The sequence below is a fragment of the Bacteroides sp. 519 genome, from assembly GCF_010500955.1.
Lineage (GTDB): Bacteria > Bacteroidota > Bacteroidia > Bacteroidales > Bacteroidaceae > Bacteroides.
This window is the reverse complement of sequence record NZ_QVMJ01000001.1, coordinates 372,523-397,373: the sequence shown is the minus strand read 5'-3', so window position 1 is coordinate 397,373 and position 24,851 is coordinate 372,523. Positions and strand designations below refer to the sequence as shown.

General features: G+C 37.1%; 18 protein-coding genes and 4 pseudogenes. 13 read left to right on the top strand and 9 right to left on the bottom strand.

Annotated elements, in window-relative coordinates:
* The first annotated feature begins 13 nt into the window (after positions 1 to 13).
* Positions 14 to 961 carry a GyrI-like domain-containing protein gene (locus D0T85_RS01810; RefSeq protein ID WP_163209592.1) on the top strand — a complete coding sequence of 316 codons (948 nt, stop codon included), beginning with the start codon at positions 14 to 16 and terminating at the stop codon, positions 959 to 961.
* 60 nt (positions 962 to 1,021) lie between these two features.
* Here the strand turns inward: D0T85_RS01810 and D0T85_RS01805 are convergent, their stop codons facing one another.
* Complete coding sequence (locus tag D0T85_RS01805) at positions 1,022 to 1,648, bottom strand: CatB-related O-acetyltransferase (RefSeq protein ID WP_163209590.1); 627 nt, start codon at positions 1,646 to 1,648, stop codon at positions 1,022 to 1,024.
* A 252-nt stretch (positions 1,649 to 1,900) separates the two neighbouring features.
* On the opposite strand from D0T85_RS01805, the pseudogene D0T85_RS01800 reads away from it, so the two are divergent.
* Positions 1,901 to 2,305: pseudogene (locus D0T85_RS01800) on the top strand (zinc ribbon domain-containing protein); the annotation flags it as partial.
* Here D0T85_RS01800 and D0T85_RS01795 read toward each other — a convergent pair.
* From D0T85_RS01795 to D0T85_RS01785, 3 genes and pseudogenes are all read right to left on the bottom strand, one after another.
* Positions 2,251 to 2,598: pseudogene (locus tag D0T85_RS01795) on the bottom strand (tyrosine-type recombinase/integrase); the annotation flags it as partial. The pseudogenes D0T85_RS01800 and D0T85_RS01795 sit on opposite strands and share 55 nt — an antisense overlap.
* 304 nt (positions 2,599 to 2,902) lie before the next feature.
* Positions 2,903 to 3,919, bottom strand: a complete 1,017-nt coding sequence (locus D0T85_RS01790; RefSeq protein WP_163209588.1) for a DUF3871 family protein — start codon at positions 3,917 to 3,919, stop codon at positions 2,903 to 2,905.
* A 241-nt stretch (positions 3,920 to 4,160) separates the two neighbouring features.
* Positions 4,161 to 5,078, bottom strand: a complete 918-nt coding sequence (locus D0T85_RS01785; RefSeq protein WP_163209586.1) for a hypothetical protein — start codon at positions 5,076 to 5,078, stop codon at positions 4,161 to 4,163.
* 1,090 nt (positions 5,079 to 6,168) lie between these two features.
* On the opposite strand from D0T85_RS01785, the gene D0T85_RS01780 reads away from it, so the two are divergent.
* Together D0T85_RS01780 and D0T85_RS01775 are read left to right on the top strand one after the other, a co-directional pair.
* Positions 6,169 to 6,999 carry a hypothetical protein gene (locus D0T85_RS01780; RefSeq protein WP_163209584.1) on the top strand — a complete coding sequence of 277 codons (831 nt, stop codon included), beginning with the start codon at positions 6,169 to 6,171 and terminating at the stop codon, positions 6,997 to 6,999.
* A gap of 254 nt (positions 7,000 to 7,253) precedes the next feature.
* Positions 7,254 to 8,060, top strand: coding sequence for a hypothetical protein (locus D0T85_RS01775; RefSeq protein WP_163209582.1), 807 nt, complete (start codon positions 7,254 to 7,256; stop codon positions 8,058 to 8,060).
* 92 nt (positions 8,061 to 8,152) lie between these two features.
* Here the strand turns inward: D0T85_RS01775 and D0T85_RS01770 are convergent.
* Both D0T85_RS01770 and D0T85_RS01765 read right to left on the bottom strand, forming a co-directional pair.
* A pseudogene (locus D0T85_RS01770) lies at positions 8,153 to 8,998 on the bottom strand (DNA topoisomerase); the annotation flags it as partial.
* A 29-nt stretch (positions 8,999 to 9,027) separates the two neighbouring features.
* A complete protein-coding gene (locus D0T85_RS01765) occupies positions 9,028 to 10,521 on the bottom strand; it encodes a DUF3945 domain-containing protein (RefSeq protein ID WP_163209580.1) in 1,494 nt (497 codons plus the stop codon).
* A gap of 322 nt (positions 10,522 to 10,843) precedes the next feature.
* Between D0T85_RS01765 and D0T85_RS01760 the strand changes: the two genes are divergently transcribed.
* The 5 genes from D0T85_RS01760 to D0T85_RS01740 all read left to right on the top strand — a co-directional run bounded on the left by D0T85_RS01760 (position 10,844) and on the right by D0T85_RS01740 (position 16,829).
* Complete coding sequence (locus D0T85_RS01760; protein WP_163209578.1) at positions 10,844 to 11,932, top strand: AAA family ATPase; 1,089 nt, start codon at positions 10,844 to 10,846, stop codon at positions 11,930 to 11,932.
* 4 nt (positions 11,933 to 11,936) lie between these two features.
* A complete protein-coding gene (locus D0T85_RS01755) occupies positions 11,937 to 14,279 on the top strand; it encodes a S8 family peptidase (RefSeq protein WP_163209576.1) in 2,343 nt (780 codons plus the stop codon).
* Positions 14,280 to 14,583: 304 nt separating this feature from the next.
* A complete protein-coding gene (locus D0T85_RS01750) occupies positions 14,584 to 15,279 on the top strand; it encodes a multiubiquitin domain-containing protein (RefSeq protein ID WP_163209574.1) in 696 nt (231 codons plus the stop codon).
* Entirely contained in the window at positions 15,254 to 16,426 is a 1,173-nt protein-coding gene (locus D0T85_RS01745; RefSeq protein ID WP_163209572.1) for a ThiF family adenylyltransferase, read from the top strand. The genes D0T85_RS01750 and D0T85_RS01745 overlap by 26 nt, the downstream gene beginning before the upstream one ends.
* Positions 16,410 to 16,829, top strand: coding sequence for a DUF6527 family protein (locus D0T85_RS01740; RefSeq protein WP_163209570.1), 420 nt, complete (start codon positions 16,410 to 16,412; stop codon positions 16,827 to 16,829). The genes D0T85_RS01745 and D0T85_RS01740 overlap by 17 nt, the downstream gene beginning before the upstream one ends.
* A gap of 286 nt (positions 16,830 to 17,115) precedes the next feature.
* Here the strand turns inward: D0T85_RS01740 and mobC are convergent.
* Positions 17,116 to 19,124, bottom strand: a pseudogene (gene mobC / locus D0T85_RS01735) (conjugal transfer protein MobC).
* Between the two features lie 321 nt (positions 19,125 to 19,445).
* On the opposite strand from mobC, the gene D0T85_RS01730 reads away from it, so the two are divergent.
* The 3 genes from D0T85_RS01730 to D0T85_RS01720 all read left to right on the top strand — a co-directional run bounded on the left by D0T85_RS01730 (position 19,446) and on the right by D0T85_RS01720 (position 21,695).
* The gene (locus D0T85_RS01730; protein WP_163209901.1) at positions 19,446 to 19,922 is read left to right on the top strand and encodes a DUF262 domain-containing protein; all 477 of its coding nucleotides are present in this window, start codon (positions 19,446 to 19,448) and stop codon (positions 19,920 to 19,922) included.
* A gap of 63 nt (positions 19,923 to 19,985) precedes the next feature.
* Positions 19,986 to 21,110, top strand: coding sequence for an HNH endonuclease family protein (locus D0T85_RS01725; RefSeq protein WP_163209568.1), 1,125 nt, complete (start codon positions 19,986 to 19,988; stop codon positions 21,108 to 21,110).
* Between the two features lie 6 nt (positions 21,111 to 21,116).
* Positions 21,117 to 21,695: a DUF2971 domain-containing protein gene (locus D0T85_RS01720; RefSeq protein WP_163209566.1), complete on the top strand. Its 579-nt coding sequence runs from the start codon at positions 21,117 to 21,119 to the stop codon at positions 21,693 to 21,695.
* A gap of 11 nt (positions 21,696 to 21,706) precedes the next feature.
* Here the strand turns inward: D0T85_RS01720 and mobB are convergent, their stop codons facing one another.
* Together mobB and mobA are read right to left on the bottom strand one after the other, a co-directional pair.
* Positions 21,707 to 22,957 carry a conjugal transfer protein MobB gene (mobB, locus tag D0T85_RS01715; protein ID WP_163209564.1) on the bottom strand — a complete coding sequence of 417 codons (1,251 nt, stop codon included), beginning with the start codon at positions 22,955 to 22,957 and terminating at the stop codon, positions 21,707 to 21,709.
* Positions 22,942 to 23,379, bottom strand: coding sequence for a conjugal transfer protein MobA (gene mobA, locus D0T85_RS22450; protein ID WP_203558396.1), 438 nt, complete (start codon positions 23,377 to 23,379; stop codon positions 22,942 to 22,944). The genes mobB and mobA overlap by 16 nt, the downstream gene beginning before the upstream one ends.
* Before the next feature lie 713 nt (positions 23,380 to 24,092).
* Between mobA and D0T85_RS01705 the strand changes: the two genes are divergently transcribed.
* Positions 24,093 to 24,845, top strand: coding sequence for a ParA family protein (locus tag D0T85_RS01705; protein ID WP_163178338.1), 753 nt, complete (start codon positions 24,093 to 24,095; stop codon positions 24,843 to 24,845).
* Positions 24,846 to 24,851 lie beyond the last annotated feature (6 nt).

The window sequence follows — 24,851 nt, the reverse complement described above, 5'->3', positions numbered from 1 at the left end:
ACCTTTGCCGATTATGAACATACAAGAAAACAGCCGCATAGAATACCAGGCACGTATCAACCGGGTAATGGATTACATCGACCAGCACCTCGATCAGTCGTTGGAGTTGAAAGCCATCGCCGACATTGCCAACTTCTCCCCATTTCATTTTCACCGGATTTTCTCTTTCCTGATTGGTGAAACACCCATCGACTACATTCAACGCTTGCGGGTAGAGAAAGCCGCATGGAAACTTCGGGAGTCTACTCCTGATACCATTACCGAAATCGCCTACGGTTGTGGCTTTGGAAGCGTTTCTTTATTCAGCCGGACTTTCAAAAAACACTTCGGTATGACGCCCAGTCAATTCAGCAAAGCCGATAAACCCGTCTATTCACAAAACGGGAAGCTGTTTAGCAAGAATGGACAAATACTCCGCAAGAATTTGAAAAGCGATGCAGGCAATAACACCGACCTTTGTATCGTCGAATCAAATCAATTTTATTTTATGAAAGCAAACATTGAAGTAAAGGAAATGCCTGAAATGAAGGCAGTGTATGTACGCCACATCGGAGCGTTCAATCAGATCGGGCAAGCCTACGAAAAGCTATTCAAATGGGCATACCCCCGTGGATTGTACACCCCAAATGTATCGAAGTCAGCATCCATCACCCACGATGACCCTTCGGTAACCGAACTGGACAAAATCCGCCAAAGCGCCTGTATTATCATCGAAGAAGATGTGAAAGTAGATGGAGAAATCGGCAAACTTACCATTCCCGGCGGAAAATATGCCGTCGGACACTTTGAACTGGGCTTTGCCGACTTTGAGAAAGCATGGAATTCCATGTGCAATTGGTTTGTGGAAAGCGGCTATCAGCAAGGAGACGGCTGTACCTACGAACTCTATCACAACGACTACACCACGCATCCCGAGCAGAAGCATATCGTCGATATCTGTATTCCGGTAAAACCGTTGTAAATCTTTTACTGAAAAAGAGAAGCGACTGATTAATGAACAGCCGCTTCTCTATAAATGAACCTATATTTTGGTTAAAGCCCTGATATCCACATTCATAATATAAGGTATCGCCTCCCTGATTTTATCAATTTTCCAATCCCACCATTGTAACTTCTGCAACTCTGCGATAATCTCCTCATCAAAGCGTTTACGTATCTCTTTTGCCGGTACTCCACCGACTATTGTATAGGGTGGAACGTCTTTCGTAACCACCGCCCGTGCCCCGATAACTGCTCCGTTGCCAATATGAACTCCGGCCATGATTACAGCCTCATAACCTATCCACACATCATTTCCGATAATGATATCGCCTTTATTATCCCAAGCATCCGTCACATTAGCCTTCTCCAATCCCCACTCCTCATAAAACAAAGGAAAGGTATAATTAGACAACGACTTCAATGTATGATTTGCACTATTGAAGATAAACTTCGCACCATAGGCAATAGAACAGAACTTCCCGATAATCAGCCGATCTTTATTAATCGGATAATGATATAATACATTATTCTTCTCGAACAGGGTCGGATCGTCAACTAAATCGTTATAGATTGTATAGTCGCCAATGACAATATTAGGGTTCTTGATTACTGTATTCAGATAGATGGTTTGAGAGTCGTTTGCTCTCGGATATATTTTTGCATTCATTGTAAATAAGTTTATTTGTTAATAAGAATATGGCTTTGACTACGCCGGATAAAGGCACAGTAAATTGGGAATGACAACACTGCCATTCCTTATCTATTTACAAAAAACTCATATACAACGCTGCCACTTCATAGGGTTCGTGAATTGATTCTTCTTTGGGTTTGAACTACAAAAGTAGTGCTTTTAAGGCAGATACCAAAAGATGCCTATTTTGGACAACCATATCCGAAATAGGCATTGTATCTTTGTAATATGAATCAAGCTGATAAACAATACTGTCAGAGTTGCGGAATGCCGCTTCGCTTCGATGTGGAGGAATATATGGGAACTAATTCCGATCATTCCCGTAGCGATGAGTATTGCTATTATTGCCTGAAAGACGGGGATTACACGGTGAATATTCCCATGAGCGAAATGGTGGATATCTGGGTGAAGTATACGGATAAATACAACTGGTATTCCCATACAAACTATACCCCGCAGGAATTAAGGACTCTACTAAATAAACGGCTCCCGACACTAAAGCGTTGGCGGCAAAAGGAAGAAACCGAAAGCCTGCATTATAAGGCAGTCAATCGTATTAAAGTGCATATTGACAAGAATCTTTTCGCTGCTCTTACCCTTCCCATTTGGCTAACCAGAATAGAAGAACTTTCTCCAATGGGATTAATATGTTTACAACAGTCTGCAATATGCTTCTTTAATTGCTGATTGATTCTAATTGTTCTGTTTTTACCTGTTTTCTTTTCTTGTATGGTAAATTCATCCACATTAAGAATCTGATTCCAATGTAAAGCAAGTATATCACTTATTCTCAATCCCCAGAAACAACCTAAAGATATTAATAAACTCATTTTATAGTTTCCATCTCTAAAGAGATTCCTTATTAAGTTCATAGCTTCATTCCATTCCAGAAAATCAGCAGTTGTATTACTATATTTTAAACTCATTCATTTATAGATATTTATAGATAAAAGTGAATGCTTTTTAGTAGCTAATTTTAGAATGGATACTTAACTATCTGATTACTAATATAGCATTCACTTTCTATATAAGTGATTACAATTTATCTATTTTCCCTGAAACATAATCTTCCCAATGTCTTTGTTTTCTTTCTGCGATAATACACCTAATAATATATGCAAGAGGAAAAAAAGTAAGAAGACAAACATAGTATAGCATGTATAAAATCACTATGCCAATTTTATATCCCATAATCTTATATTTTTAAATTGTTAATACTTGAAATTACTATTAGTCAATAAACCAGCTATATTCTTCATTACCATGTAGAGCCAGGTTTATTCCATTGGCTATTTCTGTAGCATTTAAAGATCTGTCCAGGAAACTATCTATATAGGATGATTTATTTGCTCCAGTGAGTAAATTATAAAGTTTCCACATACTTAACTCATTACCAAAACCTCCAAAGTTTTCATCATTGATATATGATTTGGCCACATTGTTAATCTGTGTATCAGTCATTAACATTCTAGGTAGTCTTTTCTGATAACCTTGTGGTAAACACTGGTAAAGTCTCATTTTACCTAACAACTGACAAAACTGATGTTCTGTTAGATAGGAATCTTTAAAAGTTTGCATTAAATGAATATGTTTTGCTGGATTATAGTGATTAAACATTTCCAGAACAGCAGCATATAAATCTCTTATATTCATTACTTTTAATTCAGATTGATAGCCATCTGTAGATACACAGAGATTACAACAAACCTGATTTTTAAAGCCTATAAATACTTTAAATCTTTCAGTTCCTTTCTTACTGTATAGGTTTTCATGGTTATAAGCCCTAACACCACCTATAGAAAGAGTTAATGTGTTTCCTTCTATTGTTTCATAGATGGTAGGCACTTCAAAGCAAAAAGCCATTCTTTCATAGTATATGGTTTTATCACTCTCCAATAATTGATTTACAGGTTTATGTAAAGCCTCTGGTATTCTTCCCTTTACTATATGGGATACTCTTATATCTGGAGAATCGACTTGTTCCCCAGAAAAGAAAGTGTTTGCAGCTTCCCAAACTGTTTCAATAAAGTTTTGATGAGAAATTGTTACTTCATTGTCTTTGCTAAAGACAGGAACAACACAATCAGCCTTTAAGTGTTGTAAAGTGGCTTCTTGGGTGTTTGCCTCAATAAAGTGCTTCCCTTTCTTACTAGCAGGTTCTTGTAGTTCCTGAATAGTTTCTGCATGTTCTTGCAAGTAACCAAATCTTTTAGTTCCATTGCTTGTAATAACTTGTAATGCTTCCATAATGAATTTACTTTTAGTGAATAATGAAGAAAAAGAGGGTTTAATTATTCTCTTTCATCTCAAACTTCGGGAGGGGACATGCAGAGTAAGTACACACAAATTTGTATAGCTTAAAACAGATTTCATCTTAGTAAAATATTAGAAATTTACCTTTATATATGCTTTAAGTGATTATTTGGATGGGGAGGGGGTATTTAAATAAAGAGTATATAATTCAATAATGTTTTTACCATTAGGCCAATTAACCTATTCCAAATACTAATTTAGATTTAGGCTTAACCTTATCTTTTGTATTCTTGCCAGTAAGAATTTTAGCAAAATACTCCATTGAAATTTTAGTGGGTAAATTCTTGCATCTAAGGTTTAGGTTATGTAACAATGAATGAGTTTGAATAAACTGCTCCCTATTTTTTATATCCTTTGGAATTAGATTTAATTCTTTTTCTGGTATATGGAATCTTTGTGTAATTATACCAATAGCTTTTTTATTTCTTTTAGGTGGTATAACTCCTTTTTCCACACAAAACTGACATATAGTATTATATATTCCATTACTAATTGTGCCTTTTACATTTAGGGGAAAATAATCATTCAATATATAATAACCATTAGGTATTTCTTTAATTATATTCAGGTTGATACATTTATCCAGTAAGTCTTTAACTGTTTTCCTATCCTGATTTAATTCTTTTGCAATTTGGCTTATATTGGGAGCTTCATCTTTCCCATTTTTGGTAAGAATCATATTTGTATTATTAATACAGATACTTTTTAAAAGTAGCAAGAATCCTTTTACTTTAAGTTCTGTTTTAATATCTATATCCAGCTTTATATGAAAGTACTTATTATCAATAAAGAAATAGTTTTCAGGATTCTGATTAAAATGATATATGTTTATATTTTTATTTCCTTCAATCTTCTTTGTCTCTACTAAAAGTAAAGAATGGTCTTGCTTTAATCTGCATACAATACTACTGACTGTATCTTCTGAAATACCAATATTCTCACTAATCTTAGATTCTCTTATATGAGATTTGCCTGTTTGATAATCAGAGCATAATTTGATATAGGCATATACATAAATATCTGTATTCTTATTATTCCCTATCTTATATTCATTTATCTGTTTTGTTATTACTGTGTAGTTCTGTAAATCCATTAGTAGCTATGTGATTACTATTGATAAAAATTATATCTACTTTTTCTTTTTCCATCTTGTAGTAGTAAGAAGCTCCAAAGAAAGATTTTGCCTCTTTTCTATTCTTAAAAAGTCTTTTTGTTGGTTTATGCAGTATCATAGAAAAATATATACTGGATGACAGTTTTCCTGAAAGGAAAGGTGGCGAGCTATATTAAGTAGTGTATGATTTTGTAGTAGTGTATAGTTCCGGCATATTTCCCCAAACAGCCACCTAGACTTTTCCCCAAACATGTATCCAATTAATAAAAGTGTATCTGAAATTAAATATTTTGTATTGATCTTTAGTAGAATTGGTTTTAGAGTATAAATAAGACTTTCTAGCATAAAAACCTATATTAGTATTCTGATTAAATAAAATGAATTAACAGAATAAACCATTATTCATTTCATACTAATCTGGCTTCAATTATTGCATCTGGTTATAAAATAATCTCTAGGCCGAAAAACATTAAAAATATAGAATTTGAAAATTGAGTAGGTTTTGTTTATAGCACTGCTTTTAATTTCACTCTCTATTTTTTATCTAAAACATAGTATATCTTTCTTTTTTTATCAATCTGTTTCCTGACCTTTTTATAGCCTTGAATTTTAATCCAAATTCCGATTGATACTTTATTATCTGTAATACCATTATGGATTGCCAGCTGTCTAATTTCATTGTAAGTAAACATGTAATTAAGATTTAGGTTAATAAATATTCTGTCATTGACTTGAAACCACTATACGCCTAAAAAATACTCCTTACTCGAATCTGAATAAGAAGTATTCTTTATTAAATCTGAAATATATTTAGTGTTGCCGAGAAGCGGGAAGATTCTTAAAAAGCGAAAATTTAATAGTGGATTTTTATTCGGGAGTATCTGAATAATCAACTGCCGCAAAGTTAATAAATTATTCGGACACAATAAAATTAGACATGCACAAACTTGAAAATAAGAGCTCAGGTGCATCTAAAGTCAAAAAATGGTAGTGAGCCTAAAATTAGAGAAGTGTTTTTATAGTATCTGTTTTTGATTTACCTTTGGAAAATAGACTAATATTAATAAGAATGAATATACAAGAATTATCAAAACATGATAATCCTATGGATTATTTGAGAGAGCCATTATTGGAATATGTAATAGAACTATGTGATAATATCTTGCCTACTGTGCTTCTTGATGAAAATGAAGAACCTTATCTATCCACATCTCTTGCTCCCAAGACTTTTGCTATTAGGTATCATAAAGGATTAATAAGTACAAGTAGTGACTTTAGATTGAAATATGATAATGATGAGTGGATTGTAAATACACTCCAGAAATTGAATTATGATAGAAATAAGTTCTGGTACTTGCTTTTATTTGTGAAAGATTACATATATACTATGCAATACAAATCATATAAGACAGGTACTAGCTCTTTAGATGAATTGATGTTGCTTTGGAATGTAGTAAATGAGAATGAAGAAAATGCAGAGATTAAAATATATATAGATAAAAAGCATCAACACACAATTAGTAGACCTACTTCTATCAGATTTTTGAGGACTGCTCTTTACAATGGAATGATGAAAATGCAAGAGGAAAAAGAAAAAATATCAATAACCACACCTCTTATAAGAGAGTATAAGCAAAAAGTAGCTACACCTGCTATCCTTTGGCTGTTTAAAGATACCTTTTATAAGTTCCTACCAGAAAAATATCCTAGGGGGAATGCTATTGGAGAAAAAACAAAAATATTGGGAAAAGCTAATTTTGTAGCTAGGTTACTTTATATAACTGAAATCAAAGAGAACTATGATGATCCTATTAAGTCAAGTGATAAATTGAAATCAGACATCAATAAATATGGTAATTCAGACCTTGACAAGTATTTCAATACAGTTTATCATTGTTAATAGTATATAACATGAAATGCAATTAATTTACAAACCACCCTCTTCACAAGCCTTATAACAATTTTAGGGGTATAAATTATATCAGATAATCTTTAGATTTACACCCCTAAAACAAAGACCTAATAAACTGATAATCAAATAAATAACTCTTGTTTGACCGAAATTAACACTACCTTTGTGGCATAATTAATTAATGGTGTGCCAGAAACCAAAATTAATCCACAGGGCAGTGGCAAACAAAAATGAGTACTAATATGAAAATTGAAAATCTATCTAGTTTAGTAGAAAAGGGTTATAAAGTGGCCTTTGTAAAAGGTAACAGAGCTATTAATTCCAAAAATGTTTCTTCAAAAAAAGAATCATTAAAAAAGTATTCAGGCAACTTAGTTCCTTTAATGTATGTTTCAGGAAGTGAAGCTGTTGCTGATGGATGCGAATTAGTAGATACTCAAGGTAATGATATAGATGCTGGAAATGCAGAAAAATATATTGTTATCTTAGATGGACAGCATCGCTATATTGCTGCCATAGAAGCAAAATTGGATACAAGTAATATATACTTGTTTGAAAATTATGTTGGTGCTCCTGTTAAAGAATTGTTGGCAGAAGCCAATAGAGAGGCTGAAAGCTGGAAAGGAGCAGACTTTATTAATGGAGCTTCACTACTCAATCCAAAAAATGAACTGGCCAAATCTGCAAAAGAGATGGCAGATAAAGGTTGGCCAAATTCTGTGATTGGTCAAATATTATGCTTTGCTTCTGGCAAATTGGGAAAAGCTGATTATTGTGCTATCATGGCAGGAAAAGAGCCTAAAGCTGCATATAACTTAGAAAGAGCACAATATTTTATAAAATCTGCGGAAGCTAAATTTTCTGCCGATTTTGTTGGAAAGAGGTATTTAATATCTGTAGTATCTGAATTGGCAACTAATCTTGGATATATAGCAGTTTGTGATGCAATCTCTAAATTAAGTGATGCTACTGTTAAAAGAATTATCGAAAGTAAATCTGATGAGAAGGTAGGAATAATCAGAGCAGCATTACAACAAGTTTTAAACTAAGTACACGTTGAATAACTATTAGGAAGAGCCAGCGCAGAAATGTTGCTGGCTTTTTTTGTAGCATTAATTACACATACCTATAAATGTTAAATTGTCAGGTCGTAGAGCAATGGCGGTTCCTGACTTTCTTGCTTTGTTTCTACGTTTACGACGCTGACGGATTCTGACGAGCGGATACGCTCTAAGATTGTGTCTGCGTCCTGTTTCGTATTGTACCGTTCTGTGGAAATAGCGGCGAACTGGGTTGCGTCTTTTGCCGTATGCAATTTTACCTGAAAATAGGTTTGCGGCTTGAACTCTTTGTTTTCGAGGTATCGGCTGCAAATCATGGCGAGTGTGGGTGTTTGTACACGACCTAACGACCATACCCCGTAGCCTGCCGATACCGAAAGGGCTTGTGAAGCGTTTATTCCGACAACCCAATCGGCTTGGCTCCGGGCTTTTGCTGAAGTGTACAGGTTGTCGTACTCTTTTCCCGGACGTAGGTTCTCCAACCCTTTGCGGATAGCCTGATCCGTAAGGCTGCTTATCCAAAGACGGTCGAAAGGTTTGGAACATTCAAGATAATCAAATATATATCTAAAAATTAACTCTCCCTCACGCCCGGCATCGGTAGCAACCACGATTCGCTCACATTTATTGAATAACTCTTTGATAACTTTAAGTTGCTTCATCGCACCCGGATCAGATTTATATTCCTTACCGTCCTTTACCTGACGGGGTAACAACTTAAATTCGGCAGGAAGTATCGGCAGGTTTTCAGCTTGAAAGCCTGTGATACCATAATCCTGTGGCATTGCCAATGTTATAAGGTGTCCAAACGCCCATGTAACGGCATATCCGTTACCTTCCAAATAACCGTCCTTGCGGTTACTCGCACCAACGATAGCCGCTATATCACGGGCTACCGACGGTTTTTCTGCAATTATTACTTTCATTTACTATTGGATTTTTTTAGTGGTTGATATTACATTTTGTGTCCTGTGGATTTTTTTACAGGCTTTTTAACTCCTTGCTGTTGCTTCTGTTCTTTATTCTGATTCTCGGTAGGCTTTTGCTGACCTTGTTTCAGGGGTTCCTTTACATTCTTGGTAGCTTCATTGGTCTTGCCTTCGGAATTAACCGCTACCTGTGTCTTATTCCCTTCAGCAACTTTCACATCCGCACCTTGCTTTTTGGCTTTATCAGGATTCCATTTGAAAAAGTCGAGTTTGCCTTTTTCATTGTTTACCTTTACATACGCATTGAAAGGCTCTCCCTTTGCATCTTTCAGCATTCCTTGAACATAGACCGCTTTACCCTCACGGAGTGAGTTCTGCTGTTTTTCATCCAAATCAACGCCTAAGAGTTTTTTGGGAATACGGACTTGGTTCTGTTGTTCCCCGTTTTGGCTCTGTTCCTGCTTGGCGTTTTGTTGGTACTTATTGCGGTCTAATCCCTCGTAGGAGAAATCGTAACCGCCTTTGGCAGCATTGAACTGAACGTAAGCATCAAATTTTCGGGGATTGTCTGTACCGATTGTGTTTTTAGAGGTCATGCCCTCGACCAATACTTTCTTTCCCTCTTTGAGTGCCTGTTGCTGTTCGGGAGTTAGTTCCGTGCCTTTCAGGTTTTGAGAAACGGTAAGTTTATCAAGCGGTACGGCTTCCAAACGGTTGGTCAGTTTGTCAATGGAAATAAGCGACGGTACTTTTTCGCCTGGTCTTGGTTTCAGTTCGACCACACGACCACCGTTACCTGTCGCCAATAGGTTTTCCTTAACATCGTTCGGGAGCATGATACCTTGAAACGGTTTATCCAAATCTACCTGTTGTTGCTGTGGGTGCGGAACGAATTTCAGGCTACCGTCAGCTTGTTCCTCTAATGACAGGCGGGCTTTCATCGGATAGTCCACGCCCTCAATTTTCGGATTAATATCCACGAGGTGCGGAGATTTGTACCCGTAACTCATGGCTTTGAGTTCGCCCTCTAAATTTTCGGGCTTGATACCGTATTTCTGATACTCGTTTTCAGGGATACGGTTCGTGTCGAATTGCTTAAATTCCGTTTTCTGTTCGGTTGTTGCATCCATTTTTTCTTCTTTTTTTTCGGTTACTACTTCTTTTTCGTCTTTCTTGGTTGATTGCTCCTGTTCTTTATTCAGGTAATCTCTCGGATCAATACGAAACTTTTCCAATTCCTTATCACTAAGAGATAGAACTTTATCAAGCATATCAACTGTTACAGCATAGAATCCCGTATGGGAGGGGTTCTTTGCCTGATTAAAAAAGTTTTTGAAAAAGTTTTCGAGAGGGTCGGCGTGTTTGTCGATTTTGATAAAATCGGTCTGTTTCGCCTTCATGGGATCTACGGCATCAATCTTTCCTTTCTTGTCAATGCCTTTCACTACTTTGAGTTTGTTGCCTTCTCCTTCATCTCGCATCAGGAGAACTTTGTCTTTCGGATTCAATTTTTCATCCATGATTAAATTGTTTTTTGTTCTGCATCACTATTAATGCAGAATAAAAGTAGGCTTAATCAGAGGGTTAGCAGTGGCTTTGTCGGCAGGTGGACGCTTGTGGCTTCGATTTGGGTAGGTGTGGCGTTGTAGGTTCAATTATGCTATAATGGCAGTAGAACGTTCTTTGTGCGACGAATGCTGTTGTGAATAAAACGATAAATCGTTGCAATATAACGATAGTTGATACAAATGAAACGATAAAGCAAAAAAATATCACGATTTTCTTTGCAGTTGTAACAACAAGTAGTATATTTGCACCATAAATAATTAATTGAGTGGTCGTATGTATACTGAAATAATTAAAATAATAGAAGGCGGCATGAGAAGAGAACCTGCAAAGGTTGTCCAGTTTGCCAAAAAACTAGCAGACATTTTCGATGAAGAGGGAAATGCACGCTTGGCTAAAGGAATCAGAAAGGTTATTGATAGTGGAGCTTCTAACACATTAACGATGGAGCAACTTACTACGACGGCTCCAGTAGACTCCGAAACGAGAATGAGCATTGTCGACATCTTTAATCCATCTGAGAATGATTTCACAATAATACTGCCCGAAATCATAGAGCGTAAAGTGATGGACTTCATTAAAATTGTGGAAAATAAGGATAAGATTAAATCATTAGGGTTACCTATGCAAAGTTCTTTGCTGCTATATGGCATCCCTGGCGTAGGAAAAACAACGATAGCAAAGTATATATCTATACAAACAAAACTACCCTTAGTGACTGCTAGATTAGATGCATTAATATCTTCTTTACTTGGCAATACATCCAAAAATATTAGAAAAATATTTGAATATGCTGATAGTAAGCCTTGTATACTTTTTTTGGACGAATTTGACGCTATAGCAAAAGCACGAGATGATGAGCATGAAATGGGTGAGCTTAAAAGGGTAATAAACAGTCTGTTGCAAAATATTGATATTTTCTCACAGAACAATATTCTTATCGCAGCAACAAACCATCCAGAATTGCTTGATAAGGCAATTTGGAGACGGTTTAATACTGTCATTGAGGTAAGTCAGCTTGGTGCTGATGGTGTCCGAAAACTAATAGAGCTGTATGCGGAAAATTATAAACATGATTTCTCTTCGGACAAAAAAATGGATCGGATTGTTTATTTGCTGTCAAAAAAGACACCTGCTGATATAAAGACAATTGTCACGAATGCTATCACACAAGCTGTAATACAAGAAAAAGAAGAAATCAATGTTGAAGATTTATTGATTGAGAATTTTCAATTTGAAAAACACGGGAACTTCACGGCAGATGAATTAATTAAATATCTGAATGATAATGGCATTCCGAAACTTCAAATTGCAGACATATTAAATGTATCAATTAGACAAATAAGGAATAACTTAAAAGATTAACATTATGAAGAAGAATTTGCCAATAAAGTTATTCAAAAAAAGAAATAACGACAAAGCTCTCAATAACCTACCCGTGATTAAAAAAGATGAAATCGGAGTACGTTTTCGATTAGAAGGAGAAGAGCTAAATGCAAGACTAAGTCATTTCAATGGATATTTCGGTGGCTTAAGAGGTAGGGTGCAACATAAAGTTGACAGCAACAACTATCTACCTACAATTATTAAATTAAAATTGAACAACAATGCTCTTTCTAAAACATATCGTGGAGAAATAGGTAAAATTTTCAATAGAGGAAAGAAGATTAATCTCATCGGAATGGTTTCAGAGGATGAATTATTAGTTAAAATTGATGATATAAACGATTTGAATGAAATTGAAAAACGAATAAAAGATACAGACAAAAATATTGTTGGTATTTCTGTTGTCGAAGAAGCTTTGGATTTTTCTCCTGTAATTGATCTTGAAAACAATGAAGAAGAAGACTTGAAGGTAAAACTTATCAACTATGGGGACTACAAACTGAATGAAATTGCTCAACGAAGTTTTGAAAACTTGTGTAATAGTATGGGGTTAAAATACACCAAACTCAACTATACAAAGGATCTTATTTTGTATAGAGTTTCATCCGTCAAACCTCAGTCTTTAATCAATGCCAATGAAAGCGAAAGTATATTCTCAATCACAAAAGTACCTGTTGTTAGACTAACCAAAAGCAGCTTAATTGAAGAAGATGAAATAAAAGTAAAATCGCCAGAAGAGGGGGTTGATTATTTCAAAATAGGCGTATTTGATGAAGGAATAAGCGATATAAGTCATTTGAAAGAGTGGAAAGATGGTAGCTATATTGCTTTTGGGAAGGACGAATACAATAATGATCATGGAACATTTGTCGCAGGTATAATAAATTATGGAGACCAATTAGAGGGCAAAGATTGGACTGGAACAAAGCCATTCAAAATAACAGAAGCAGTAATATATCCGAATGATAAATTTGGATATATAGACGAACCAATGATGGTGGATTTTATGCGGGAAGCTGTCAAGAGACATCCCGAGGTAAAGGTTTGGAACTTCTCAATTGGGAATGATACACCTGTTCAGGATAGCAAATACTCTGATTTTGCCTGCTATTTAGATGAGTTACAGGAAGAATATAACATATTGATAGTAAAAGCTGCGGGCAACTGCTCTAACTTTATGAAATCTGCTCCCAGAGGAAGAATTACAGAGGCATCAGAAAGTGTGAAAACTTTAGTAGTAGGTTCCTTAGCACATGATAAAAGAGACCATGATCTGACCCCAAAGAATTACCCCTCTCCATTCTCAATGGTTGGACCCGGCTGTGGAGATGTAATAAAGCCTGATTTAGTTCATTATGGCGGCAATGTGGGATTTAAAGAAGGGAGATTAGATTTAAATGGAGTGAAATCTTTTTCTGCTGATGGAAAAATTTGCAGTTCTGTCGGCACAAGTTATAGTACTCCTCGAGTTGCTGCTTTGGCAGCAGAATTGGCAGGATCAATGAAAGAAGAGTTTAATTCGGATTTTATAAAGGCTTTACTAATACACTCTGCAAAACATCCTGAAGAGTTTGATGCCGACTTAATGGACAGAATAAATCAGATTGGATTTGGCTTACCATCCAAGGTTGCAGATATTCTTTATAATGACCCTGATGAAGTTACTTTAATTTTAATGGATGCAGTTGATAAAGGTTCAAATATCAAAATAATGGATTTCCCTTTTCCAAAAAGCCTTGTCGAAGACGGGTATTTTTATGGGCAGGTAAAGATCACATTGGTGTCTTCACCCGAAATTAACTCTTATCATGGGGCTGAATATGTCCAAAGTGATGTTGATGCCTCCTTTGGTACTTATGAGAAGAAAGTTGAGATTAAAGATAGTAAAGTCAAGAGAAATCCTATTGACATGGAAGATAAACAAAATTTGCTTGTCCCATCTTTATACAGTACCAGGAAGCAAAAGTCGGCTACAGCCACATTTAAGAGCGAGCGTTTTTTGCATAGTTATAGCTCGGGGCATACAGAATTATTTATGCCTGTAAAAAAGTGGTGCATTGATTTGGAGGAGTTGAGAGAAGCTCCGAAGAAAGCAAACCTCTATGAAGATCGTCTTTGGTTTCTCCAACTGGAAGCATCATACAGAAACGATTATGATTTGAGGATGAAAGACAGTAAAAATATCAGTCAGGAATTTGTAATGATTATAACAATTAAAGACCCCAAAAAGAAGGGGACAGTTTACGATGAAGTTACAAACCTGTTAACTCAATACAACTTTATACACGAAAATATCAAGGTCGATGAAAGGGTTATAATAAAATAATATCAATAAAAAAACCAGGCGGAGACCACCTGGCTTGATTCCTTTAAAAGGTAACCAAAGCTCTTGCAAAGCTTTTGGTAGTTCTTAAATTGCGCTTCAAAACTACCTCTTTTATTTGGAATAAACAAGTTTCCATGTGGTTTTAAACTAAATTGACGCAAACGGATGTGTCGTTTAGGCCTGAATGTTAATTAAATAATTAATAAGCAAAAACGTTCGGACAAACGAGGAGGATTGCAATCCTCCGACTGCTGAAATGATAGGCGGTCACTTATCAATTTGTAAAATTTAAAATTAATTTCATATGGAAATTGAAAAAAATGGAGGGCAAGTACACTCTCCAAAAGTACCCTTGAAGTTTGTTATAGAGGGAAAAGAGTATGAAACCTGTGAGCAATACCTAACAGGTGCAGAGTTGAAGCAATTAGCGGGCATTCCTTTGGATACCGAATTGTTTCTATCTATCAGTAAGCCGTATAATGACGAACTGATAGAAAACGATACGCGAGTAAATCTGGCAAGACCGGAAACGGAGTATTTTTTTGTGAAAAAGAAATTGCACTTCACAATCAATGGAGTTCCTTTTGTTTGGTACAAGCAATATATCCGTGGCGTACAAATTCGAGAGTTAGGAGGGATTTCGCCTAGCGATGAACTATACCTTGATATTCCTGATGGTTGGAACGATGATTTCATTGAAGACGATGAAATTGTTGATTTAGCTCGTCCGGGTGTAGAACACTTCATTTCTAAACCCAAACAAAAGGAGTTTAAAATCATAGTAAATGCTCGTGAAAAGGCTTGGTCGCAGGCTACCATATCTTTTGAACAAGTCATTGTATTGGCATTCGGTTCCTACGACAATAATCCGAATAAGGGTTATACCGTTACTTATAGTAAGGGGCCTAAGTCTAACAGGGAAGGTTCTATGGTGAAGGGATCAGTTGTTGATGTTAAAAATAACATGATATTCGATGTCACAGCAACTGATAAATCATAGTCAAGACCTGAAGCGTCTTAGAGACGAAGGTTACGAAATAGAGGTTCGTGGTGGACATTTACTTGTCCACCATATTCCTTATGTAAGAAGCGATAAGACTATACAGTACGGAATACTAGTGAGCACGCTTACTTTGAAGAATGGAGCCACGACTGCCACTCCTGATAATCATGTTATTTATTTTATTGGAGACAACCCTTGTAATGACGACGGGACGATAATAACTGCAATACAACACGATAATTCAGCCAAGAATTTTGGAGGCATAGCAATAAATCGCTCTTTCTCGAATAAGCCTCAGCAAGGCTATCCTAATTACTACGAAAAGGTGAAACGGTATGCAGATATTATTTCAGCTCCCGCTAAGTACTTGGATAGTACAGTAACTGAAAAAACGTTCAAAGTCATACCTGACAATGCAAATGAAACGGTTTTTCAGTACATTGACACTAACTCAAGTAGAGCAAATATAGACTTGATTAATTCAAAATTTAATGGGCAAAAGATCGCTATTATCGGGCTGGGCGGAACTGGTGCTTATGTATTAGATTTGATAGCCAAAACTCCTGTTTCCGAAATTCATATTTTCGATGGAGATGACTTCGATCAACATAATGCGTTTCGCTCTCCGGGAGCTGCTTCAATTGATGATTTAAATAAGAATCAAAGGAAGGCTGAATATCTTTCCGGTATTTACGCTAATATGCACAAGCATATAATCCCTCACAGTTATTATGTGCTGAAAGACAATATCCAAGAGCTCGACCAAATGTCTTTTGTTTTTATTTGCGTTGATAAAAACAGTGTTCGTAACATGATAGTTAAGTACTTAATTCGCATAGGCATACCTTGTATTGACGTTGGTTTGGGTGTAGAAACCGTAGATGACAAGTTGCGTGGAGCTACAAGGGTAACGACTGTAACTAAAGCAAAAAACGACCATTTTTCCACAAGAGTATTTGCAGAAGACAGTGAGAATAACGATTATGTAACAAACATTCAAATAGCCGAACTCAATTCGTTAAATGCTTGTTTCGCTGTAATCAAGTGGAAAAAATTAAGCGGCTTTTATGTTGACCAAGAAAGTGAACACAATAGTATTTTCACAATAGGGACTTCAAAAATAATCAATGATGATGCAACATAGGTTTGTCGAGATTATTCCCGATGCTGTCGAAGATGATGTGTTGTATATTTCTCTGAAATACTGCACAGCCATACACAAGTGTGCGTGTGGCTGTGGCAATGAAGTGGTTACGCCTATTTCTCCTACGGATTGGAAGTTGATATTCGATGGAAAAACGGTTTCTTTATCTCCTTCTATAGGCAATTGGAGCTTTAATTGTCAATCTCATTACTGGATTAAAAGGAACGAAATCGTTTATGCTAGAGAATGGGATAAAGAAGAAATTCAATTCGGCAGGACAAATGATAAAAAGCGAAAAGCAAAGTATTACAATAAAGAAAATGAAAGCGTTAGTTCTGTTACAAAAAGACCTAAAAAGAAAAAGAGATGGAAGAAATTCTTAAAATCAATCTTTTCTTTTTGAAGTAATTTTATAAGGTTGAGTACGACAGAAAAAATAACTTTAAGCAGGAATCAATCCACCTGCACTGTTCGGATTGAAAGCTAAATTTTACAGGTATGGCTAAAAAAGTTACCAGTAAATCCGCTGCCACGGCCGCTTCTAAAGTTTTGAGAGATGGGCGAACAAGTGCTACAAGCAAGACTGCTGCAGGAAGTGCTCTCTCTCAAAGAGAAAAAAGCGGGAAACGAAAATGAGCAGCATCATTTGAAAGAGCGTAGAAGATTAAAAAACTACGCTCTTTTTACATTTATTCCCCTTGCTGCAACAAATGGGCCAACGCAGGGTCATCTTTAATACGCTGCAATTCATCGGCAACAATCTGTTTAGTTTCCTCTTTGATGCGGTCGTAATTTTTTTTAATCATATCTTTCATACGATTCACTCCGTTTTCGTCCGTAAAATCGGTAATAACAGGAATGGATTGATAAGCCTTTGTTTCGGCAGCTACCTTCGCATTATCCACCACTATTTCACAATGGAATATCTTCTGCTCGATACGTTCATCGAAATTGTCGGCAATCGCACCGACGAACATTCCTTGTGTAAGGTTAGAAATTTTTGACGGCGGTATCAAACTATCCATTTGGGTGCTGATAGAGGTTGATTTATCGTTGCGATTAATAGTCATGGACTGACGTTTCTGTAATACTTTACCAAAGCGGTCGGAAAGCGTTTTTGCCGTATCTCCCACAACCTGACCGGAGAATATATTACCGACGGTGTTCATCACAACTTTTGCTTCTTTGTCGCCGTAATCCCTTGTTAATTGGCTGAAATCTTGAAACCCTAAAAGTACTGCAACTTTATTACTTCGGGCGGTTGCTATCAGATTATCCAATCCTTTAAAGTAAATTGTTGGCAGCTCGTCAATGACTACCGAACTTTTCAGTTGCCCCTTTTGTTGATTAATTTCACGATACGGGAGTTATAAAGCCCCAGTGCCGCCCCGTAAATATTTTGTCTGTCGGGATTGTTGCCGACAACCAACACCTTCGGATCATCAGGATTATTTATATCAAGCGTAAATTCATCGCCACTCATAACCCAGTACAACTGGGGCGAAATCATACGGGATAGTGGGATTTTCGCACTTGCGATCTGTCCCATTAACTGGTCGGCAGCACCGCCGAGCCACGCATCCATAAAAGGACTCAGGTAGTTTTCGAGTTCGGGATATGAAGTGAGAATAGGGAAAATATCTTCGTAGCGTTTATTTAGGAACTCTATCGCATGAGGAAATGTACAATACTTTCCATCCTTATATATTCTAAGATACCAAATGATTGAAGCAAACAAAATAATCGGAGATTCTACAAAGAAGTCGCCCTGCTTTTGCACCCACGTTTTATTGAGGTTGAGCATAATTGTATAACTCGATTCGTATGCGTCGCTGATATCTTCCATGAAAGATGGATTGATAGGATTGCATCGGTGTGAACGGCTCGGATCATCGAAGTTAATCACATAGAAAGTCGGTACTTTTTTGTATCCTAATTGATTGTTCAATAAATGGTTATAAGCGATTGTAGAAAGGTCTGGAAACTTGAAGTCATACACATACATCGAAAATCCTTTCTCTATCTGCTGCTTTATGTACTGATTAACAACAGCGTATGATTTTCCACTACCGGGAGTTCCGAGTACGATACTGGCACGAAAAGGATTGACGACATTTATCCAACCTTTCCATTGCTTCTTTTTATACCAAAATTTAGTTGGTAGGTTCACGGAATATTCGCTTTGCAGTAGCCGTGTTTCTTGCATGAAACTTTCGTTCTCTGTGTTGAAAACATCGTCGAACATATTGTTTTTGAGCAAACGGCTCATCCATAATCCACCGACCAACAAAAACAGATAGCCTGCTGCCATTGTGAGGATATAAAAACCAGTTGTCGCCGCTGTGGGTAACGGTAAATCAAGTATCCACCAGTTCATAAAGAACAGGATAAAACCGATTGCCAGAAAAACATAGATTTTCGGCCAAGTGATTTTTTCCTCTTTCACGCCCTTAGTTCCCAAACAGGAAAGGGCAAGGAAAACAACGGCAAATAATTTCGTGTAGAGAATACTGCCGAATAGTCCGGCAGTGCGATCAAAGTTCAGTAGTATCTTATCAACTACTCCGATATTGATTCCCCATTCCCGCAAAGCGTAATGGCAAAACCAATAAATGTTTATCACTACGAAAATTATGCTGATTGCTCGCATAAATTCCATGACTTTGGCAAGTCCTCTCAAATCGTCTTCTTGTTGCATTTCTATAATTTTTTTAATGTTTGAGAAGCGAAATTAGAGAGGTATTTCCTAAGTCTCAGAGGTTTTTAGACAGATGGCAGCATGTGGCTTCGGTTTGGCAGTGTGTGGCGTTGATTGAAAAAATCTGTAAAAACAAGTGATTTCAAAGGATATAGGGAACACAACCTTTCTGGTTTTCAAATATTTGCTAACTTTGCAGGCACAAAAATAATTCATAATAAGAAAACAAGTAAAATATATAAGAAAATGGCAGTAACACCTCGTAATGAAATTAAAACAGATAAAATATACATTAAAGATGTATTCGAGTAATGGTATCGTATACCTGAATATCAACGCCCTTATGTATGGAGTAAAGACGAGGTTATAGATTTGTTGGATGATATTAGCTACGCTGCCATAAACACACCTGCAAATGACTATTTTCTTGGTTCGTTTGTTTATCAACATAAAAAAGCTGGAGGAGAACAAGAATTTGTAGAAAACGATTTATTAGATGGGCAACAGCGCATTACTACTATATTTTTACTATTTGCTGTTATTCGCGACATTGAGACAAATAAAAAAAGAAAAGAAAATTGTCAAAAGTATATTTTTCAGGAAGAAGATAAAGATACAAATACACCTGAGCGGATTCGCCTGCTATATAAGATACGCCCAGAAGTAGAAAAATTTATTGACGAATATATAAAACCTGAAAATAGTATTATAGACAAATGGGAAGAGATCAAGCGTATTGCAAATGAAGACAAGGATGTGTCTATCAAAAATATGGCAAATTCAATCGTATGTATTTGAAATTATTTTGACGAAAACAAAAACATTGATACCTTCTTCCCCTATCTATTGCAATATGTGTTAATGATTTATGTCTATTCCGAGCAATTAGAAGATGCTTTTCGCTTATTCACTATTTTAAATGACAGAGGTGTTAAACTCCGAAACTCAGATATATTAAAAGCACAAAATCTACAACATGTTCCAGACGCTGAACGGGTTAAATATGGACTTCAATGGGAAGAATTAGAAAGTGAGTTAGGTGAAGAATTTGACCGTTTCCTTTCATTTATTCGTACTATTGTTGTTAAAGAAAAAGCACGTTTAAATTTATTGCAAGAATTTGAAGACAAGATATACAATCCTAAAGAGAAAGATAAAACAACAGGCACGTTAAAACCGGCTTTGTTAAAGAAAGGAAAAGACACTTTCGACCTATTAAACAAATACTATGAGCATTACGACCAACTATTCGAAAATGATAATCATAGTTTTACTAATGGATTTGAATTCAACAATATGCTTGTAGTAATGAAGACGACTCTACCTTCTACTGATTGGATTCCTCCGTTGCTCTCTTTTTATAATAAATTCAATTCAAAAAGCATATATGAGTTCCTGCTATTGCTTGATAAAAAGTTCACAGGAGACTGGATCGGACAGTTGACCCCAACAGAAAGAATAGAAAATATGAATGCAATCCTGAAAGGTATTGAAGTTCATAAATCGCCAGAAGACTTGTTTAAAACGAATTTGTTTAATTTTGACAAAGTTAATTTCCTGAAAAACATAGACAAAAAAGTCTATGGAAGACAGTTTGTTAAAAACATATTATTGAAATTGGATTTTCTACATAGTGACAATAAAGCAAATAAATGGAGCGGGATTGGTCAAATTACAATTGAGCATATTCTACCTCAAACCCCTAAAGATGGTAGTCAATGGAAAAAAGATTTTTCAGATGCGGACAGAGCTGATTTAACAAATAAACTTGGGAATTTAATTTTGTTGGGACGAGGCAAAAATGCTTCACAAGGTCGATTAGATTACTCCTTGAAACATCAAAAATATTTTGCTAAAAACATTAATACATTTCCCAACTCGTTAAGGGTATTCAACAAATACCGAACTCAATGGACAAAAGCGGAGTTAAATGAAAATCAGACGTATGTCATTGACGCTCTGAAAACATATTATAACATCAAATAATCGGATATGACTGAAATACTATATAAATATCGAAGTTTGGATAATTTCAAGAATTTCGTTGACATCCTTTTGAAAAACAGATTGTTTGCGGCTAAATACAAAGACCTTAATGATCCGATGGAAGGGCAATACTACTATCAAACAGGAGAGTTAAATAGAAATATTCGGGATAAACTTTTAGAAGAAAAAGGAGAATTAAGATTATGCTCTCTTTCTAAAGTAAAAGACAATCAATTGATGTGGTCTCACTATGCTAATGGACAACGAGGTGTTGCCATTGGTTTACGAATAGATGATACCCGATATACAGTCAGACCAACACATTATAATGGATTAGCATACATTCGCAATCAGGACTTTAATGATCAAACTGCCATAGAAATATTAAGTCATAAACTTGAAGTTTGGAACTATGAAGAAGAGGTAAGAGTTTTCGTAAAAGATAAGCACTTTATAGATGCGGAAATAGAAGAAGTTATTACCGGAGTCGCCATGAGTAATTCTGATTTTAGTTTCGTAAGAGAATTAATTGACAAAATAAATCCGGCTATAAGAATAATAAAAGCTGATACATTTATAAATTAATGCATACAGTTCTACATCTGTCTGCCATACCTGCGTTTTTTCTTTTTCTTACGGCGTGGTAATGGCATTTCATCTTTAGGATGGTTCTCCGGTTCGGGAGAAAGAATTGAGAATATTCCACCCAGACCATTGTCGGCACTGTGGTTATTCTCTTGTTGTGTATTTGCTTTGTAAACATCGGAAAGGTTGGTGGTTTGTATCGGCTCTTGTATTTGTTCCTGCTTTTCTCCGTACAAGTCGTTGAATACATTGGCTGAATACTCCTTGCCCAATCGTGAGCCATTCAGAACGGTACGGGTTGTGTGGTCGATAAAGGTTGCACCGTAAATCCGCCCTTCATCATTCCGCCTAAACAGAATATCTATACCCTGCTGCCTTAGTTTCGCTCGGAACTCGCTCTCACTTTGGCTGCCCTGCTTGGCTTCGGAAACAGCTTTCAGCGTATGTGCTTTCAGGTTTTTAGTTTTGATACGTTCGGCTGATTTCTCCATACGTTTTTCAAGTCCGTCATATCCGACCGACTTCCCGAATATGGAAGACTTTAGCGGATTGCCGACCTTGTTTCCCTCGCTGTCCATTGCCGAATACAGCAATCCCCGATAAGGCTTACCTTTTACTTCGCCTTTCAGTTCCTCTACATTTATATTATATAAGGAGAGAACCGCTTTGTATTCTCCCATTGACTGAAAGTGGTACATGGATGCCAACGGTTTGATAACGGCAGCAATCTGTTTCTTCAAATCGCCTTTAGAAACATCGACAGGGGTAAGTTCCCATTGTTCGGAACGTTTTTGCCCTTCCGCTGGGTTCAGGTTGTATTTGCGCTCCAAGTGTTCGGTTATCTCCTTGCTTCGTTCATGCTCTTTGTAACTGTCGATTTTCTTTCCCTCGCTATCCACCCGGAGCGATACGACATGCAGGTGCTCCCGACCAATGTCCTCATGTTTGAAAATAAGATAAGGCTGATTGCCATATCCCAGTTTTTCCATGTATTCCCGCCCGATGTCCGCCAGTTGATCGTCTGTCAGGCGGTCATCAGGATGCGGGTTTAACGATACATGGAAAACAGGCTTTTCGGTACGGAAGTGAGCCGGGACAAACTGCATAAAATCCTCCATACAATCAGAAACATTGAACTGTCCGTTGGTCGGTTCAAAGACAAGATTGCTCCCCAATATCTTTCCCAAACCCTCGTCCACCTTCTCCTGATTGTATGCCAATGCACCGTACAAGTTGCTTCCTATGTTTATTTTTGCAACCATTGTTCCTTAAATTCTTCCGATAATTCCAGAATATTCTTCCCGATTTCAACCAGTTCAATAGTGGCTTTCTCCAATTTGTAGAGTAAAGCGAGTGCTTTTTTCTCCGAAAAATTGCTGTGCAATTCCTTTACAACTTGGTTGTAATTCGTTCCAACGGAACGGAATTGTGCGTAAAAAGAAGTGAGTTTGGTAACGTATTCCATAGCGGAACGGTCGATTTTTACCACACGAAACTCATCCCCGAATACACGGGCAGCGATAAAACGTGCCATAGATTGAAGCCCTGATTGCTCAAACATGGTAAGGAACCGGGCGTGTTCGACAGCCGTGAAGTTTACCGAATAACGGTAAGCAGCCGGATCATTCTTTGGGGAGCGTCCCCCTTTTCCCCGTTTCGGGGAGTTCTTAGCATTTTCATTCATACGTCGGATTTTTTAGTGGTACAATCCGTCGTTCCGGCATCCGCCGCCAATCAATCATTGCCCGAAATGATTCCATAAGCAACCCGACTTCGGAGGGTTTGCGTCCCCCTTGCGGGGCAAGCATTTTTTGCAGCAAAACGGTTTCCGTGCAGCAAAAAATACAGCTTGCTATTTGCCATGTCGCAAATAAAATCTGTCCTGAACAGGGACAGATATGAAAGCGAGGGCAGCGAGCAAAAATGGCGGTCGGACACCTCCCGACGTTTCATGCTGCAAAGTTACAGGCTAAAGTAACGTGCTGTATTATAAGCATCGAAGCCACTTGCTGCCATACCGAAGCCACTTGCTGCCACCTCGTGAAAAAGTAGTGTGCAGGATAAATTTTAGGTTTTTATTTGCAGAGGAAAACGGCTGTATGTACAGACAGACGGACAGTTAAAAGGATAGCTGTACGGATATAAAAATATACAGTTGGCTATATGGAGATACAGCCAAACGAATGACTGAATAAACAAATGACTGGCTAAACGGCTAAACGTTCCAATGACTAAACAGACGGACGGACAAACAGCCAAATAGCCAAACGGTCAAACAAACGGATGTGCGGACAGATAGACGGATAGACAAATAATCAAACGAATGGCTAAACAGACAGATAGTTGTTTAGCCGGACAGAAATACAAACGATGTACAATAATTAAAAAATTCAGACAATGAAAAAGAAAACTTTGAACGTGGCTTTTAGCACCCAAAAGGGTGGAGCCGGAAAAACAACCCTGACTGTGTTGGTAGCTTCTTATCTGCATTATGTGAAAGGCTATAATGTGGCCGTGATTGACTGCGACTTTCCGCAACACTCGATTGCGGAAATGCGAGAGCGTGATATAAAAATGTCGATGGAAGACGATCATTACAAGCTCATGGCTTACGAGCAATTTTCCGCACTGGGGAAAAAGGCTTATGAAGTTATCGAAAGCAGTCCTGAAAACGCAATGGAAGATGCGCAGGATGTAATAGAAGAATTGAAGCCTGACTTCGTATTCTTCGACCTGCCGGGAACTATCAACAATCCGGCAGTAGTACACACGCTTTCTCTTATGGACTACATAATTGCTCCGATAAGTGCCGACCGACTGGTACTGGAAAGTACCCTGCAATATGTAATTACCGTCAATGATGCCCTGATTACGCCCGGCAAAGCGAAAATCAAGGGGCTGTTTCTACTTTGGAATCTCGTCGATGGACGGGAGAAAACCGAACTCTACGAAGTGTATGAGGATGTGATTGACAAACTGGGGTTCCCGCTTTTCAAAACATTCCTTCCCGACAGTAAGCGATTCCGTCGTGAACAATCGGTAAATCACAAAGCCCTGTTCCGATCTACGCTGTTCCCTGCGGATAAAGCACTGGTAAGGGGCAGTAACCTCGATACCCTGATAGATGAAATGTTGGAAACCCTAAAATAATCAAGT